At 36.8% G+C, this 18613-nt stretch carries 14 protein-coding genes; 4 read left to right on the top strand and 10 right to left on the bottom strand.

The window, feature by feature from the left end; genetic code table 11:
* Window positions 1-43: 43 nt before the first annotated feature.
* From WEEVI_RS09005 to WEEVI_RS08980, 6 genes are read right to left on the bottom strand one after another with little or no spacing between them, the layout of a single operon-like run.
* Window positions 44-1381, bottom strand: coding sequence for a hypothetical protein (locus WEEVI_RS09005; protein WP_013598829.1), 1338 nt, complete (start codon window positions 1379-1381; stop codon window positions 44-46).
* A 26-nt stretch (window positions 1382-1407) separates the two neighbouring features.
* Entirely contained in the window at window positions 1408-2076 is a 669-nt protein-coding gene (locus WEEVI_RS09000) for a c-type cytochrome (protein ID WP_013598828.1), read from the bottom strand.
* On the bottom strand, window positions 2073-2639 hold the full coding sequence (locus WEEVI_RS08995; RefSeq protein ID WP_052295795.1) for a DUF3341 domain-containing protein: 567 nt from the start codon (window positions 2637-2639) through the stop codon (window positions 2073-2075). The genes WEEVI_RS09000 and WEEVI_RS08995 overlap by 4 nt, the downstream gene beginning before the upstream one ends.
* Window positions 2626-4029: an NrfD/PsrC family molybdoenzyme membrane anchor subunit gene (nrfD, locus tag WEEVI_RS08990; protein WP_013598826.1), complete on the bottom strand. Its 1404-nt coding sequence runs from the start codon at window positions 4027-4029 to the stop codon at window positions 2626-2628. The genes WEEVI_RS08995 and nrfD overlap by 14 nt, the downstream gene beginning before the upstream one ends.
* Before the next feature lie 30 nt (window positions 4030-4059).
* Window positions 4060-7239, bottom strand: a complete 3180-nt coding sequence (locus WEEVI_RS08985; protein ID WP_013598825.1) for a TAT-variant-translocated molybdopterin oxidoreductase — start codon at window positions 7237-7239, stop codon at window positions 4060-4062.
* Window positions 7240-7261: 22 nt separating this feature from the next.
* Complete coding sequence (locus WEEVI_RS08980; protein WP_013598824.1) at window positions 7262-8671, bottom strand: c-type cytochrome; 1410 nt, start codon at window positions 8669-8671, stop codon at window positions 7262-7264.
* A gap of 269 nt (window positions 8672-8940) precedes the next feature.
* On the opposite strand from WEEVI_RS08980, the gene WEEVI_RS10995 reads away from it, so the two are divergent.
* A complete protein-coding gene (locus tag WEEVI_RS10995) occupies window positions 8941-9444 on the top strand; it encodes an SPOR domain-containing protein (protein ID WP_013598823.1) in 504 nt (167 codons plus the stop codon).
* Window positions 9445-9735: 291 nt separating this feature from the next.
* Here WEEVI_RS10995 and WEEVI_RS08970 read toward each other — a convergent pair whose 3' ends face one another.
* Window positions 9736-11781, bottom strand: a complete 2046-nt coding sequence (locus WEEVI_RS08970) for a M16 family metallopeptidase (protein WP_013598821.1) — start codon at window positions 11779-11781, stop codon at window positions 9736-9738.
* 15 nt (window positions 11782-11796) lie between these two features.
* Complete coding sequence (locus WEEVI_RS08965) at window positions 11797-13128, bottom strand: M16 family metallopeptidase (protein ID WP_013598820.1); 1332 nt, start codon at window positions 13126-13128, stop codon at window positions 11797-11799.
* 81 nt (window positions 13129-13209) lie between these two features.
* Between WEEVI_RS08965 and WEEVI_RS08960 the strand changes: the two genes are divergently transcribed.
* The 3 genes from WEEVI_RS08960 to WEEVI_RS08950 are packed head-to-tail and all read left to right on the top strand — an operon-like array spanning window position 13210 to window position 16026.
* On the top strand, window positions 13210-14007 hold the full coding sequence (locus tag WEEVI_RS08960; RefSeq protein WP_013598819.1) for a sulfite exporter TauE/SafE family protein: 798 nt from the start codon (window positions 13210-13212) through the stop codon (window positions 14005-14007).
* Between the two features lie 12 nt (window positions 14008-14019).
* Window positions 14020-14607, top strand: coding sequence for a methyltransferase domain-containing protein (locus WEEVI_RS08955; RefSeq protein WP_013598818.1), 588 nt, complete (start codon window positions 14020-14022; stop codon window positions 14605-14607).
* A 3-nt stretch (window positions 14608-14610) separates the two neighbouring features.
* Window positions 14611-16026, top strand: coding sequence for an MBL fold metallo-hydrolase (locus WEEVI_RS08950; RefSeq protein ID WP_013598817.1), 1416 nt, complete (start codon window positions 14611-14613; stop codon window positions 16024-16026).
* 126 nt (window positions 16027-16152) lie between these two features.
* On the opposite strand, the gene WEEVI_RS08945 is transcribed toward WEEVI_RS08950, so the two are convergent.
* On the bottom strand, window positions 16153-16374 hold the full coding sequence (locus tag WEEVI_RS08945) for a hypothetical protein (protein WP_013598816.1): 222 nt from the start codon (window positions 16372-16374) through the stop codon (window positions 16153-16155).
* Between the two features lie 101 nt (window positions 16375-16475).
* Complete coding sequence (gene recG, locus WEEVI_RS08940) at window positions 16476-18581, bottom strand: ATP-dependent DNA helicase RecG (protein WP_013598815.1); 2106 nt, start codon at window positions 18579-18581, stop codon at window positions 16476-16478.
* Window positions 18582-18613 lie beyond the last annotated feature (32 nt).

Genomic DNA, 18613 nt, shown 5'->3' with positions numbered 1-18613 from the left:
CTCAGCCTTTATAGACTGAGATTTTTAAATTTTATCGATTCTCTTAGAATGGATATTCATAAATTTTTGATTCGTGGAAATAAGGGTGTCCAGTTGCTTCTAAGTTGAGTTTAGAGATGGCATTCATTACTATGAATATAAATAATCCTGTGAAACCAACTAATGCACCGATTTCCATAAATCCGAAGTTGTGGAATGGTCCAACAGCTGCTGGCATTATTTGGTTATAAAAATCCCAGTAGTGTCCTACAATAATCAGAATAGCCACTACGAAAACTACTTGTGATCGTCGCTTGATGCTAGAGCTTACCATGATTAAGAATGGTAAAACTAGATTAGCCAATAACATCCAGAAATATAGTGGATATTGTGCCATACGTTGTTGGAAGTATTGTACTTCTTCAGGCACGTTAGAATACCACTGTAACATGAATTGACAGAACCATAAGTATGACCACAGTAATGAGAAACCAAACATAAATTTAGCTAAATCGTGTTGGTGGTTATCATTGAATAAACGTAATGCTCCTTTCTTTTTCAGGTAGATAGAAATGATTGCCATGACAGAAACAGATGCTACCAAATGACTTACCATTCCGTACCACATAAATAAAGAAGAATACCAGTGTGGGTCTAGTGACATTACAAAGTCCCATGCATACGCTGCTGAGAAAAGTGCGAAACACACAATTCCTAAAACCGCTTTGGTATATAACTTATTGTAATAAGTGATGTCACCTTTGTATTCATCCAATTTTCTTGTTGCTCCTTTGATAATGTATACAAACAAAGAGAGAACAGCTAAATAAATTAAGCAACGGATTGTCCAGAAGGGAACGTTTAACCACAATTTTGCTTTGTTTGCGATATAGATATCATATTGTGGATCATTTGGATCAATCAGTTCTGGAACCATCCAGTGAAATAAATGATTCATTTGCATTGCAGATAGAATAACAAAGATTCCTAAAATCAAAGAACCAATTGGTAAGTAAGAAGCGATTCCTTCCATTACACGAGTTACTACCATAGACCAACCTGCTTGTCCAACGAATTGAACGCACAAAAAGAAAAGTGCTGTTGCAGCGATACCGAATGCATAATATGCTGGTACATAGAACGCTGCCCATGGACGGTTGCTTAATAAATTTTGCAAATGTTCCATATGACTTTGATGATCGGGGTTCAGTTCTAAAAACTGATCACTGATATAATCACCATAGAAATGTGAAGGATTTGCATGCATTAATTCTGTGATATAAGCCTCAGAATTGTTCATGTGTCCTTTAAAGATAAAGAATCCAATTGCATATAATACGACTCCTACTACTAACATGATTAGTGAAGCCATTTTTAATCGATTGGAAAAAGTATATTGCATGATTAAATCTTTTTTAGCGTTAACGATTATTTGCTTGCAGTAGAATCTGCAGGTTCAACATTTGCTGTTGGTGTTTCAGCAGGGGCTGCCTGATCGTTACCAGCGTTTTTCAAGCTCATTACATACTCTGCCACTCTCCATCTATCTACAGGTGTTAAGTGTGATGCGTAAGAACCCATTGCGTTTTTACCGTACATAATTACATGGTAGACACTTCCTACTGTAATATTTCTTTCTGCGAATGTAGGTACACCAGAGTATGCTTTGGATTTTACAATAGAACCTTGCCCATCTCCATTTGCACCATGACAAACAGAACAGTTTTGTTTATATAACAATTCACCACGCTTGTGATCTACTTCTTTATTAGCAGGGTTTAATGGAGATGTTACTGATTTCGATTGCTCATAACCAGCATTATTATTAGGTAAAGTCCATGGCAAGATACCTCCGTCATTATGTGGTACACTTCCTTCAACTGGCTCTAGTGCTGACATGTTATGATTGCGTTGAAAAACCGGAACATCTGATGACTCTGCATAATCAGGGTAACCAAAAGTTGCTTTCTCATATGGATCGTAAGCGGTCGCATAATACATATCTGGCATGTACACTATACTTGGCTTCCTTTTTTTATCTGAACAGGCTGTAGCTAATAAACTTCCTGCAACCATTAAAAATACTATCTTTTTCATGAGTATGCTTCTTCTACTTGGTTAATATTGTTATCTGGTGATTCTACACCTCTTACCGTAACCTCTTCTGCTCCTGTTTCTACAAAAATATTCTTAATTGCATCTACATCTGTAGTATGAATTTCTATTAGGAATTTATCATCTGTAGTTCTTGGATCAGGATTTTGAGCTTTTGCACCTGGATACATCTTGTTACGAACTAAATAAGTTAGTGACATTAAGTGCGCGGTACAAAAAACTGTAATCTCAAACATAATTGGAACGAATGCTGGCATATTCTCTCCCCAAGAGAAAGATGGTTTTCCACCAATATCTTGTGGCCAATCATGGTTCATAAAAAACCAAGTTATTACAGAGGCCAATGTCAATCCAAAGACACCGTAAAAGAACGCGATGTCTGAGATTCGAGTTTTTTTCAATCCAAGAATTTTATCCAATCCATGAACAGGAAATGGCGTATAAACTTCTTGTATCGCAACATTTTTACTACGGATTTTTTTAATTGCGTCTAGTAAAACATCGTCGTCTCCGTATAGACCATAAACGATTTTAGTGTTCGTGATGCTCATCTTCTGTATGATGTTTTTTATAGCTTTCGCCTGATGATTTCAAAATAGTTTTTAATTCTGCTTGTGAGATTACTGGGAAAGTACGTGCGTACAATAAGTAAAGTACAAAGAAGAATCCATTAGTTCCTACGAAGATTCCAACGTCTACCCATGTTGGCATAAACATTGTCCAGCTCGAAGGTAAATAGTCACGTGAAAGATTTATCACGATAATGTCGAAACGCTCGAACCACATCCCAATATTTACAACAATCGAGATTAAGAATGTCCAAAGGAACGAACGACGGATAGAGCGTATCCACAACAGTCCTGGTACTAATACGTTACAAATAATTAATGCCCAGAATGCCCACCAATAAGGACCAGTTGCTGCTCCTGGAGAGAAATAAGTGAAGTCCTCGTATCTAGAACCTGAGTACCATGCTATCCATAACTCAGCTAAGTAAGCAATAGCCACCATTCCTCCAGTTACGATAATTACGATATTCATATACTCGATATGTTTACGAGTAATATAATCTTCATAATGCAATACTTTTCGCATCACACTTAATAGTGTTTGCACCATAGCAAAACCTGAAAAAATAGCTCCTGCTACGAAATATGGTGGATATACAGTTGAGTGCCACCCTTTTATTACAGATGTAGCGAAGTCGAATGATACGATTGTATGTACTGAGAATACAAGTGGTGTACATAATCCTGCTAATACAAGGGTAACTTCTTCAAAGCGTTGCCATTGTTTTGCTCGTCCACCCCATCCAAATGATAAAATTCCATAAATTTTCTTTGCAAATGGTTTTGTTGCACGGTCGCGGATCATCGCAAAATCGGGCATAAGACCAATAAACCAGAACACTACCGATACTGAGAAGTAGGTTGAGATCGCAAAAACGTCCCACAATAGTGCCGAGTTAAAGTTTGGCCAAAGTGAACCAAATTGATTCGGAATTGGGAAAACCCAGTAAGATAACCAGATTCTACCCATATGGATCATCGGGAAAACCGCTGCTTGTACTACCGCGAAAATTGTCATCGCTTCAGCTGAACGGTTAATCGACATTCTCCATTTCTGACGAAATAAAAGGAGTACAGCGGATATTAGTGTTCCAGCGTGACCGATCCCTACCCACCATACGAAGTTGGTAATATCCCAACCCCAGTTAATTGTTCTATTTAAACCCCAAACCCCGATTCCGGTACCAACGGTGTAGAAGACACAACCTATGAATAATAGGAAACCAAGGAATGCTATACCGAAGGCGATCCACCATAATTTTCCCGATTTATTCTCGATTGGACGAGCAATATCTACGGTGATATCATGGTAAGACTTATGTCCTAATATAAGAGGCTCTCTAATTGGTGATTCGTAATGTGACATATTATTTTACCTTAATAAATTCTATACTAATTATGCGTTTTTTTGTTCTTTTCTGTTTCTAACTTTCACATGATAGAAAACGTTTGGTTGTGTACCAACTTCTTCTAACAATACGTAAGATCGATTGCTTTCTGAAAGTTTTTTCACTTCACTGTTTTCATCATTTATATCTCCAAACACCATTGCGCCAGTCGCACAAGCTGCAGCACATGCCGCTGAATCTTTAAATTCTTGATCCGTTACACGACGGTTTTCTTTCTTGGCTTTTAGGATAGCTGCTTGTGTTTGTTGGATACAGAAAGAACATTTCTCCATTACCCCTCTTGTACGTACTACTACATCTGGGTTCAATACCATACGTCCTAAATCGTTGTTCATATGGAAATCGAACTTATCATTCTGGGTATAAGTAAACCAGTTGAAACGACGTACTTTGTAAGGGCAGTTATTTGCACAATAACGTGTACCAATACAGCGGTTATAGGCCATCATGTTTTGTCCTTGACGACCGTGTGATGTTGCCGCAACCGGACATACTGTTTCACATGGTGCGTGATTACAATGTTGACACATAATTGGTTGGAATATAACGTCTGGGTTCTCTGCTTTTGGCTGAATCAACAATTTATATTGCTGAGGTTCATTCAACCCGTCTCCTTTTCCATCCATATTCGGACCTTCAAGAGCAACCTTCTGCGTTAATGTATTATCTGTAACATCTGAGTAGTAACGGTCTATACGCAACCAATACATATCTCGTGACATACGGATTTCATCTTTACCTACAACCGGTACGTTGTTTTCTGCTTGACAAGCTATAATACAAGCACCACAACCTGTACATGCATTCATGTCTATTGACAGCTTGAAGTGTGGACCTACTGAACGATCATGTGTTCTCCAGATATCAACCTCTTTTTCAGGTGTTAATCCTTTCCAGGTTGGCATTACTCCTAATTCGTTCCATTCTTCTCTAGGACGATTTATAAAGTCATCTAAAGAAACTTCACGTGCAATTTCATAACGCCCCATCAGAGTAGGCTGCTGCTGCATATTGGCAAATTTGTGCTTACCTGCACCTGCAGTTTTGCCTAAAGTTACATTGTTTGCACCTATGGTTCCTTTATATAAGCTATACGCATTTACTCCGATTTCGTTTCCTACTTTTCCTGCTTTAGTTCTACCATAACCTAAGGCTAAACCTATAGAACCAATGGCTTGACCTGGTTGGATAAATACAGGCACTTTCTCTAGCTTAACGCCATCTACTGTCAGATCAAAGTATTCGCCATCAAATTGCATACGTCCGTTATGAACGTTGTAATTATCTTGGATTTTTACACCTAATTTTTCTGCGTCTAATGGGTTCAAGGTAATGTAGTTATCCCAAGAATTACGAGTTATTGGATCTGGTAACTCTTGTAACCAAGGATTATTAGATTGTGTTCCATCTCCTAAACCTGTTTTTGTATAGAATTGGATTTCCCACTCTCCTGCTTTTGTAGAGGCTAATTTTGCAGCATATCCGTCTGCTACTGCAGTATTAGCAACAAAAGTTGTTGTTTCAGAAGATTCGTTAACTCCGTTGTACAACGCTTGATTAAAATCAATTCCTCCGACTAATGGTAGGATAGTTGATAACCAATTGTTTCGTAAATACTCATAATACGCAGAAACTGGTTGTACACTTTCTGATGTTGCCATCATCATAGTAGGATCATTAGGATTTTCTACTTTATTTACAACTGATGTTCCTGTTAACCAAGTAATTAATGAGTCTTGAAATTGACGAGAATCAAAAATACGAGGTATAGTAGGCTGTTGTAATGAGTATACTCCTGTAATTGGATTATAATCATTCCATGATTCTAATGCATGAGTAACTGGTGCTACTAAATCTGCTAAAGATGCAGTTTCATCTAATTTTTCTGTTAATGCTACCTTTAAACCAATTTTAGAAAAAGCTGCTTGTACTGCTTTTGATTGATTTGCTGCATATACAGGATTGGCTTGATATGTAAACAATACTCCTACATTTCCTGCATTTGCTTCAGCAATAAATTGATTGAACACAGCATCGTTAGAAACCTTTAAGTTAACGGCTCGGTTTGTTACAGCTCCAGAAGCAATCATTTGATTAATTGCAAAAGCCAAAGCATATGCTTCTTTTGATCCATCTGCCAGAACAACCGCTTTGCTTCCTTTAGCTTTAATTTCTTTTACAATGCTTGCAGCTTCATCTTTAACAGAAGCTCCCTTCAGACCATTGTATACTTCTGCCAGCAACTTTTCTGTATCTGTAAACTTTTTAGGGATACGAGTATCTGCATTGGCACCTGTCAATGATAATACAGATTCTACTTGTATATGACGCAACATGTTTGCTCCAGGTTTTCGAGCTGCTGCATAAGAAGATTCCATTCCTCCACCGTTATAATCTCCTAAAAAATCTGCATTGAATGATATCACTAATTCTGTAGAAGATAAGTCGTAGAAAGGAATTTCGCGTTTACCATATACTTCTTGTGCAGCATCTAGAGCGTTAGAATAACTAACAGCATCAAACACTACATGCTGAACTGTAGGGTATTTTGCTTGAAATTCTTGTATTAGTTTTTTTGTAGTCGGCGATGGCAGTGAAGGGGTTAAGATAACCGCTTTTTTACCTCCTAAACTATTTAGAGCTGATACTACTTTAGCATCGAGATCTTTCCAAGTTGTAGTTTTATATTTATTTTCCCCAGTTTTCACCATTGGGCCTTTCACCTTATCGCTATCATACAAAGATAATACCGATGCTTGTACACGAGCGTTTGTCGATCCGAAGAATCGTGCATCGTGATTCGCATCTATACGAATTGGTCGACCTTCTCTGGTTCTTACCAAAACGTTTGCATAATCATATCCATCAAAAATTGTTGATGCATAATAAGTTGGTACACCAGGTGTTACGTCGTTTGGTTTCACAACGTAAGGCACAGACTTTACGATTGGTGCTTCACAGGCTGCTAAAGTTACAGCAGCTGTACTAAATCCTAAGATTTTCAAAAAGTCACGTCGCGAAGTCTTCTTGTTTTCCATGGCATTTGTGTTGCCTAAGAATTCATCTACAGGAATATCTTCTGCAAATTCATTGGTGGATAACTGTTCGCTTAAATTAGAATCAGTTAACTCCTCAAAACTTCTCCAGTATTTTTTCTTCGAAGCCATTTATAGTCCTCTTTTTAGTATATTAATAATGACATTTACCACACTCTAAACCTCCGATTGCATCCACAGTAATTTTGGTTGCATCACCGTATTGTTTTTTCAACTTTTCGTGTAGCTCTGCGTAATATTCTTTGTTATAACCATTATCCATGTCCACCTCAGTTGTACGGTGACATTCGATACACCATCCCATAGTGAAATCGTTGGCCATTTTTACTTCATTCATTTCATCTACGCGACCGTGACATGCAAAACATACCTGATCTGCGCTTCCGATATTAAGCTCTTTTGCGTTAGGAATTGTTCCTTCCTTGATAGCCTTTAAAATTGCTTGTTCTCCCGCAACTACGTGCTGTGCATGTGAAAAATAAACAAAGTCTGGCATATTATGGATACGTACCCATTCGATTGGTTTTTGATTACCTTCGTATTTATTGGTTTCAGGATTCCAACCGATTGCTTTATACATTTTCTGAATTTCTCCTGTATAAAATGCTTTTACATCATCTGCAGACGCAAATTTACCAGAAGTTACCAATTCTTCTTCGTAATAATCCCCACGGTATTCTTTAATTGTTCGATGACAGTTCATACATGTATTTGTTGAAGGAATACCAGATACTTTACCGTATTTTGCAGATGTATGGCAATATTGACAATCAATTCCCTGAATTCCTGCATGAACTTTGTGCGAGAAATAAATTGGCTGCTCTGGCTCATATCCTTTATCTACACCTATCCCCATCAATCCCCAGAAAACGCTATACATTACAACGAATGTAAGAATCACAACCCCTACAAGCCCAACTGCTTTGTATTTTTGCAACACCTCATTAAAAGAGACTGCTTTATTAAGAGTGTCTTCTTCTAAAGTTGTATCACGGGTTTGTTTTACTAAAGCATTAATTCTAAGTAAAATCCAAAACAAAAGAGCTGCCAAAACAACAAACCCAACTGCAACTACACCTGTACTTGCAGAATCCTCCCCTCCTTTTGCAGGAGCATTTGCAGCAGCTGCTGCTTTTTTAGCTTCTTCAAAAGCTGCTTGCCCACCTTCTGGGTCTGATGTATAAGCCAAGATATCATCGATATCTGCCTCACTTAATCCTGGGAAAGCCAACATCTCTTGATTGTTGTATTTTGCAAATATTTCATTTGCATACTTGTCCCCCGACTCTCGCAGTGCTTTATTGTCCTTTATCCACGCATGTAACCAATCGGTACCAAGCCCCGCTTGTTCTTGTACACGTTGCACTACATTTCGCATCTCTGGACCAATCATCTCTCCATCTATCTGGTGACATGCTGTACAATTGGTTTGAAACAAATCGTACCCATTAGCAGCGTCACCCTGAGCATTAGCAGTAGAGAAACCGAGCATTATTGCCGCGGCACTCCATAGACGTAACCTTGTTAGAATTCTTGCCTTCATTTACTTATTATAAGTTTCGTTTTTCGTAATTTAATATTTGAACGCTTTATTGTCAACAAAAATAGGGGCAATACTTAAGAAAATCATAAAGAAACTATAATGAACTTTATCACTTAATGTAATTTAAAACTATTCTAAATAAATTCTACATCATAAAAGAATCTACTTTTTAGCTATATTGTTTTCACTATCAAAGCCAAAGATGTATTGCTGATTTTTTTTAGAGTATTTTTGGTTGGTTTAACTTATATTTGTAAAAATACAACTTAATGAAAATAGTGAAAAAGATATTGACTTTTGTTTTTTTGACGATTATTTTTCAAGGAAAAGCTCAAATTAACGTCGATACGGTGAGAATTGAAGATGCAGGTAAAATTTCTATTGAAATGGATCCTGAAATCGCTAAATTTATCAATAACAAAGAAAACACCTCTTGTGCAGTTGTTAGAACCACAACGAAACCTACTACAACTACAACTCGCCCCCGTAACAATCCGAGTGATCCATGCGCAGGAAAAACCCAAATGCCGGGATATAAAATTCAGGTTTATTACTCGAAAAATAGAGCACAGGCCGATAGAGTAAAACGAGAATTTGAGGCGAATTTCCCATCTTTTTCTACCGAAATTGTTTATATGTCACCGGATTATCGAGTTTTGGTTGGTGATTATTTCACGAAAAGCTCTGCTAATACTGATATAAGAAAAATCAAGTCAAAATACAATAGTGCTTTTGCCATTCAGTACAGAATTTTATGTAGAAGAGCAAAGTAAAGTGATGATAGTTTAAACAATTTTTATTAATGTATGACCATTTCTTTTATTAGAAGTAGTTTTTATGTGTCTGTAAAAAGGGCTTTCTACTTTTCTATTGTACATCAATACTTAGAATATCTTTTCATAGACAAATCTTATCATTATCAGGCTACTCTCCTCCTCTTATTTAATAAGCTAATTGTACAAAAAGCAGAAAAATAGTTATTTGATTAGATAAACTATGAGTGATTTTCGAAAACAAAAAAAGCCCGAGTTTCCTCAAGCTTTTTTATCGTCGAAATAAATAGATTATTTAAAATCAACGTCCGAAACATTCTTGTTGAACTCCACCTTGCTTAATTCTATTTTAAAAGTTTGTGGCCCAGATTGGGTTTCGATTGTTGTAGCCATCAACACACCGTCGAATGGTTGATAGTTTTTATACACATTAACGGTTACCATATCTCCTTGCGGTGTTGATGCAACGATTTCTGATTTTGCCAACAATCCAGTTTTCACATCGTAATATTCGGTACGTTTAGCTTCTTTGGTATATACCTTATAGTATTCTACGCCGTTTTCGGTTACAATTCCCTCTACACTTGCTTTGGCAAAGCTGCTAGATAATACTGGAAATAATTGATTATATCCTTTCATCCCATCGATTTGGTCTTTCTGGAAATCTATTTTCTGACCCATTTGGTCTACATAGCCTTTGCCGCCATCGAAAACAGTTTTTATTTTCATACCCATTATTTCCATCACGATTGCAGTTTTGTCTGGTAAAGCATATTTTTCTTTGTAATTACCCTCCATCCCCATCAGGCTAATTTTTCCTTCACGGTGTGCGGTTTTCACTTTTTCGATATTTGCTTTTCCTCCTACTGCTTTTATATAGGCATCGGCTATTTGGTGGGTTGTTACTTTTGCATCCTTTTTCATAGTAGACGGATCTGCAATGGGCTCTCCGTACGCATCATAAAAGTTCACAGGGTAGCCTAGTTTTTTCAGTCCCTCACCGATTGTTTCTGCTTTTCCTGTAACAACAATTTTAGCCTGATCTGGACGGAAATATTTTTTTGAAACGCGTAAGACATCATCTACTGTTACGTTATTTATATTTTTGATATAATCGGCGTAGAAGTTGTCATTTAACCCTTCTATTTTTTTTATCAATGCTTGGCTCGCTACAGTTTGTGGTCTTTCTAACGACATGATAAAGTTCCCCAAGAACTTTGCTTTTACGTTTTCCAAAACTTCTTTATCTACTTTTTCCTGAGTCATCGAGCGGATTTCTTTCATCGTTTCGATTACTGCCGAATCGGTTACTTCGTTACGAACGGTAGCATTGGTGAAAAAACGTCCGATATATCGAGAATCAGAAACTCCTCCTCGTGCTCCATATGTCCAACCATGTTTTTCGCGAAGATTCATATTCAATTTCGAATTGAAATCTCCTCCTAAAATAGTTGAAGCAACTTGCACAGCATAATAATCTTTGTCTTTTTTGGTAAGGTTTACCGGATACGTTACAGACACCACAGATTGTACTGCATTTGGCATATTAACGATATCTACTTCTGTTTTCTTCACTTGCTGAACTGATGGTAAATCGGCAATCTTCACCACTCCTTTATGCCAATTAGAAAACAATTTTGTAGTTAGACTTTTAGCCTTATCCGCAGTGATGTCCCCTACAAAAATAAGATACGCATTGTCTGGGCGGTAATAGTTCTTATAAAAATCTTGTACGTCTTTGAGAGTAATTTTTTGAATTTTTTCTGGCGTATCGTACTCGGCAAACGGATGGTTTTTTCCATACGTCAATACATCACGAACACGTGAAGCTGCAGCTTCCACACTTTTTTCATCTGCTTTTAAACCTTCGATATAACGATTTTTGACAGCTTCGAATTCTTTCTGATCAAATTTCGGATTGATTACTCCATCTGCAAAATAACCAAAAACCTCATCGAAATATTTGGTTAATGAAGAAGCACTTCCCCCCTCACTCCAAAAATTTACATTGCCTCCTAATTGCTCTATTTTTTTGTTGTAATCATCCTTAGCAACCTTTTCTGTTCCGGTTCCTAGCATACTCCCTAACAGACCATCGACCCCTTTTTTGTCTGCTAGAGTAAAAGGTGTATTATCGATTGTTAACGTTGCACTTACACGTGGTAATTTATGGTTTTCTACAACAATAACAGTGAGCCCGTTGTTGAGCTTAAACTCATGTGATTTCCCTAAATTTATTGTAGGAACTGGCCCTGGTACTGGCATTGGTCGATTGATCTGTCCATTGACAGAAAGAGCAAAAAATGCAAAAGCGAGGGTAAATATTTTTGTATTCATTAGATTTCTTCTTAACTATTTTTTTTCTTTTTGTTCTTTAGCTGATTCTGGTAAATAATGCACTATAACACGCTGGTTCTTACCTAGGTATTTTTTGGCTACGTTACGAATATCTTCTCTAGTGATCGAACGATAAATATCCATTTCTGTATTGATTTTATTGGTATCACCTTGCAACATATAAGCATCCGCTAGTAAGTGAGCTATATTTTCTACGCCTTGCCTTTGAGCTACAAAACTATTCTCGAATGAGTTGAGAAGTTTCTGATAATCCTCTTCAGAAATTAAATTTGTCTGAACGTTTTCAATATCTTTTTGGATATCTTTTTCTAACTGTTCTAATGAAACCTTTCCTTGCGGCAATACGCCAATGGTATAGATTCCATAATCTTCCATTTGACGATTGAAAGCAAATATTTGCAATGCTTCTTTTTTCTCGTCTACATATTTTTTATACAAGACAGAACTTTTTCCTCCCGTTAAATAATTCGACAACATATTCAACGTAAAAGCATCTTTCGATTTATTATCCGACGTACGATAATTGATCGCTAATAAAGGAATTTGAATGTTCGAATCGTATTCTGTTACACGACGCTCTTTGGTAATAGGTTCTTCTTTCGGAAAACTTTTTTTCACCTCTGCTCCACGAGGAATCATGCCAAAATATTTTTCGACCATTTGTTTAGCCTCCTTCATTTTAAAATCCCCTGCTATTACTAACACCGCATTATTCGGTACATAATAGGTACTACTGAAATGCTGGAAATCTTCTAGTTTTGCTCCTTTCAAATCTTCAAAAGAACCGATCACACTCCATCTATATGGATGCTTATCGAAAACATGCGGCGACAGAGCTTCACCGTACATAAAACGTCCGTACGGCTGATTATCTAATCGTTGTCTTTTTTCTTCTTGTACTACTTCTTTTTGGGTATCAACACCAATCTGATTGATAATAGGTTGCAGTAATCTGTCCGATTCCATCCATAAACCTAACTCTAAATTGTTAGACGGAAATGTTTCGTAATAATAAGTACGATCGGTTGTCGTATTGGCATTGTTTTGCCCACCATGCGATGAAACAATTTTGAACCATTCTCCGCGTTTGATATTATGTGTTCCTTCGAATAATAAATGTTCGAAGAAATGGGCAAATCCGGTTTTTCCCTCTTGCTCATCTTTCGAGCCTACATGATACATAACTCCCGTAGTAACGATAGGTGCTGAATTATCCTGATGTAGAATAACATGTAAACCGTTAGGTAAATCGTACTCTTCAAAGTCGATTTTTTGCCCGAACATCGTTGAGCTTACTAACAGTAAAGACAGTACTAATTTTTTCATTGAGTAATCTATTTTACATAATTTGTCTTACGAAAATACATTTTGTTACAAAGAAATTGTAATTTTCGGAAAAAAAAATTCATGAGCCTCGAAGAAGTTATAGGCTATACTGGTGCATTATTTATTGGAATTGTTCTAGGTTTAATGGGCGGTGGAGGATCTATTTTAGCCGTTCCTATCCTGGCCTATTTATTTCATTTCGATGAAAAAGTTGCCACAGCTTATTCATTGTTTATAGTAGGTAGCACAAGTCTAGTTGGCGGCATAAAACAAGCATTAAAAAAAATGGTCGATTGGCGTGCCGTACTCATTTTTGGTCTCCCAGCAGTTATTGGTATTTCTATCATCCGAACATTTGTAGTTCCCAATTTACCCGAAAATTTATTTCATGTTGGCCAATATATAGTCACACGACGCATGGCTATGTTTGGGCTTTTCTCTATTTTGATGCTTTTTGCTGCGTTTTCTTTGCTAAGTGACAATAAAGGCCCTAGAAGAAAACAAAAATCAAAATTTCATCCACTATTATTGTCCGAAGGTTTTTTTATTGGATGCCTCACAGGATTAGTCGGAGCAGGCGGTGGATTTCTTATTGTCCCAGCACTGATGGTTATTGCACAGTTAGATATCAAACATGCTTCTGCAACCTCTTTATTTATCATTTCAATTAATTCTTTGATCGGTTTTTTTATTGGCGATGTACATCATCTTACCATCGATTGGGGCTTCTTACTAGAGTTTGTATTTTTATCGATGATAGGTATTTTATTAGGAACTTTTTTTTCTACCAAAATCTCTACCGAAACCCTAAAAAAAAGTTTTGCTATATTTATCATATTAATGGCTATCTTTATCTTTTTAGAAGAATTTATCCTTTAAAAAAAGTGAAAAATGAAAGCCTACAGAGCTGAATATTGGGATCAACGTTACCAAAACAAACAAGCCGGCTGGGACGCTCAAGAAGTGACCACACCGATTAAAGAATACATCGATCAACTCGAAGATAAATCTCTCGAGATTCTAATTCCTGGATGCGGCAATGCACATGAAGCTGAATATTTACTAACTAAAGGCTTCCGAAACATTACGATTTTGGATTATGCGCCAACGGTTGTAGAAAAATTACAAGAAAAATATAAAGACCGAAAAGAAATAAAAATAACCTGCCAAGATTTTTTTCAACATACCAACCAATACGATTTGGTTCTTGAACAAACTTTTTTTTGTGCATTACTCCCTTCACAAAGAGAAGATTATGCGCAGCATATGCATAAAATTATTCTTCCGAATGGTCGATTGGTAGGAGTTTTGTTTAATAAACATTTCGGGAGTAACAATCCACCGTTCGGAGGCTCATTAGATGAATATAAAAAATTATTTCAACCATATTTTCAGATTCAGACAATGGAAAAATGCTATAATTCTATTCCACCCCGTCAGGATTCTGAAATTTTCATAAATTTGCAAAATAAATCGTAAACGATGAAAATAGAACAACTTTACACCGGATGTTTGGCTCAAGGAGCTTATTACATCGAGTCGAAAGGCGAAGCCGCCATCATCGATCCGCTACGCGAAACTCAATCATACGTTGATAAAGCAGAAAAAAATAATGCCAAAATAAAATATATATTCGAAACGCATTTTCATGCAGATTTCGTATCTGGCCATGTAGATTTAGCGAAAAAAACCAATGCGAAAATTATATTCGGCCCTACTGCTAAACCAATTTTCGATGCTCATATTGCTCAGGATGGCGAAGTGTTTTCTATTGGTGATATTACCATTACGGCGATTCATACGCCAGGTCATACCTTAGAAAGTACCACTTATTTGCTGAAAGATGAGAATGGAAAAGATTATGCAATCTTCACCGGAGACACTCTTTTTATCGGTGATGTTGGTCGTCCAGATTTGGCACAAAAATTAAACAACGACCTTACACAAGAGAAATTAGCCGGTATGTTGTACGATTCTCTACACAATAAGATTCTACCGTTGGCAGACGATGTAATTGTTTATCCTGCACATGGTGCTGGCTCGGCTTGTGGTAAAAATATGAGCAAAGAAACTTTCGATACCTTAGGCAATCAGAAAGTAAAAAATTATGGTTTGGATGTGAACATGAGCAAAGAAGATTTCATTCAGAAACTTACTGAGGGTTTATTACCGCCACCTACCTATTTCCCAGAAAACGTTCGTATGAATATCGAAGGATATGATACGTTTGACCAAGTGATGAACCGTAGTAAAAAAGCGCTTTCGGTAGAAGAATTCGAAACTATAGCAAATGAAACCTCTGCACTATTGCTCGATGTTCGTGACCCGCAAGTCTTTGCTAAAGGTTTTATACCAAACTCTATCAACATCGGTCTTGGTGGACAATTCGCACCGTGGGTCGGGACGTTGATAGCCGACATCCAACAACCTATCTTGTTAATTGCAGAAACGGGCAAAGAAGAGGAAGCAATTACTCGTTTAGCACGAGTAGGCTACGACCATGCAATTGGCTATTTAGACGGCGGATTTGACGCTTGGAAAGAAGCTGAAAAAGAATACGATGAGATTGTCTCTATTTCTGTAGATGAGTTTGTAGATTTGGTAAACGAAGGTGAATTGAAAGTTTTGGATGTACGTCGTCCAGGTGAGTATAATGCTGCACATGTTGACAATGCAATTCATGCTCCATTAGACTTTATCAATGAAAGTATGTTGGCTATTGATCCAGAAGAGACTTATTTAGTTCATTGTGCAGGAGGCTACCGTTCGATGATTTTTACTTCGATCTTGCGTGCAAGAGGTTATGAAAACTTGATTGATGTTTCTGGTGGATTCAACAAAATAAAGGAGCAAAAAAACGTTCCTTTAGTTACAGGAAACTGTTCTCTATCTAAGTAAAATCTAATTAATATTCATAAAAAATCAGCACAAGATTGTGCTGATTTTCTTTTTCAATAAACATACAACGAATATTATAACGTTGAAAACTTCTACTCTTTTCTTTTCTTTCTTTGATAATTGTTTTTAAATCTCTTGTGGTTCTTGTACCGGTAGATTTTGTTTTTCTTCTTGTTTTTTCATTATTTTTTTTACAACCAAACCTACACCAATTCCGACAATCGCTCCATAAATTGAACGTTTACCCAAAAATCGAGCGATACTAACTCCTGTTGTTGCTGCTGCTGCCAAAGGTGCTAAGGTTTTATCTTCTCTAGTTCCTAGTTTCTTGATTATTGTTGATAGCATATTTTTGTTTTTTCTAATTACTTTTTTCTAGTTATAAAATGATAAACAAATTTCAAACCAAAAAATATTATTCTAGCTTTAATAAATCAACTTTGAGTGTATTAACTGATTTGTGACCAAGCAATTTTATCTTTATGATGCGCTAAAAAATATTTTTTTATAGGAAGATTTTCGGATTTCTCTAATCGAGGATCTTCTTTCAATAATCGATCTGCAGCTTGTCTCGACCATTCGATTAATTGTCGATCTTTGGTTAAACTGGCCAATTTGAAGTCGAGTACTCCGCTTTGTTGTGTCCCCATCAAATCTCCTGGTCCTCGAAGCTGTAAATCTACTTCTGCTATCTGAAACCCATCATTTGTCTGGCACATGGTACTTATTCGTTGATAAGACGTTTCGTTGAGTTGCCCATGCGTCATCAAAATACAATAACTTTGTTCTGCTCCACGGCCAACTCGTCCGCGTAACTGATGCAATTGTGATAAACCAAAACGCTCGGCATTTTCAATTACCATTACCGAAGCATTTGGCACATTAACCCCTACTTCTATCACCGTAGTGGCTACCAAAATGTGAGTTTCCCCTTTTATGAAACGCTGCATTTCATAGTCTTTTTCTGCAGGCTTTTGCCGCCCATGCACGATACCGACAGCATATTTTGGCAATGGAAATTCTCTAGTGATACTCTCATATCCATCCATTAAATCTTTAAGCTCTAGTTTTTTAGACTCTTCAATCAATGGATAAACTATGTATACCTGCCGACCTTTATCGATTTCTTTTTTTAGAAAATGAAAAAGCTGTAATCGATGTGCGTCAGTTTTGTGTATAGTCTGAATTGGTTTTCTACCTTTTGGCAACTCATCGATAACCGAAATATCCAAATCACCGTATAAACTCATAGCAAGAGTTCGTGGAATCGGTGTGGCTGTCATCACCAAAATATGCGGAGGTTGTTTTGCTTTTCGCCAAAATTTGGCCCGTTGCGCTACTCCGAACCGATGCTGTTCATCGATAATAGCCAAACCTAAATTATTAAATTGCACTGTATCTTCTAGAATTGCATGCGTACCAATCAAGATATTAATCTCGCCCGAAAGCAATCCTTCGTGGATTGGTTGTCGTTGTGATTTGGTTGTGGAACCAGTTATCAGGGCTACTTTGACATCTAAATCTCCTAAATATTCTACGACACTCTGATAATGTTGTTGTGCCAAAATTTCGGTAGGAGCTATTAATGTTGCTTGAAAGTTATTATCGATTGCCAGTAACATGCTTAATAAAGCTACCATTGTTTTTCCACTCCCCACGTCGCCTTGCAAAAGACGATTCATTTGCTTATGCTGACGCAAATCTCTATATATTTCTTTTACTACACGTTTCTGTGCATTTGTTAATTCGAACGGAATATAATTATTATAAAAAGTATTGAAGTATTCACCAACTCTAGGAAAAGCTTGACTTTTATTGGTTTGTTGATGTCCAATTTTTTTTACGAACATGCTCAATTGAAAGAAAAATAATTCTTCAAATTTTAATCTGAATTCTGCTTGTCTGAGTTCTTCTGCATTTTTCGGAAAATGAATTTGTGCATATGCTTTCGCACGAGAGATAAGTTTTAATTGATCAACCAAAGAAGTTGATAAATTTTCTTCTATCATTATTGACTCCTGAAAGAGTTGGAGAATAATTTTCTGCATCATACGATTGGTAATCCCTTTTTTTGCCAAAAGTTCGGTACTCGGGTATACTGGGAATAAACCCAACGGCATTGTTTTGGCGTTTTCTGCATCTTCTATTTCGGGATGTACCATACTAAATACCGAGTTGAAAAGATTTGGTTTACCATAAATCAGAATCGGTTGATGCAACTCTTTCTGAAATTTCTCTACTTGCCATTTGGTAAACTTAAACCAAACCAACTCCATTTGTCCTGTATCATCTATGAATTTTGCTACCAAGCGTTTTTTCTTGCCCGAGGTTATCGTTTCTAAACTTACCATTTTACCAATCAATTGTACCTCTGCCATGGTCGGGACTAATTCTTTTATTTTATAGAAACGCGATCTATCTACATACCGAAAAGGAAAATGATTTAATAAATCTTCATACCGAAATATTTGCAACTCTTTTTGTAACAATTTAGCCCTTTCTGGTCCTACGCCTTTTAGATATTCGATAGGGGTTTTTATTTTCGATGAATACATGGGGTTCTTTTCTGCAACTAATTTACGGAATA

The sequence above is a fragment of the Weeksella virosa DSM 16922 genome, assembly GCF_000189415.1.
Taxonomy (GTDB): Bacteria; Bacteroidota; Bacteroidia; order Flavobacteriales; family Weeksellaceae; genus Weeksella; species Weeksella virosa.
The sequence above is the reverse complement of the archived record's forward strand: the minus strand, read 5'-3'. Positions and strand labels throughout refer to the sequence as shown.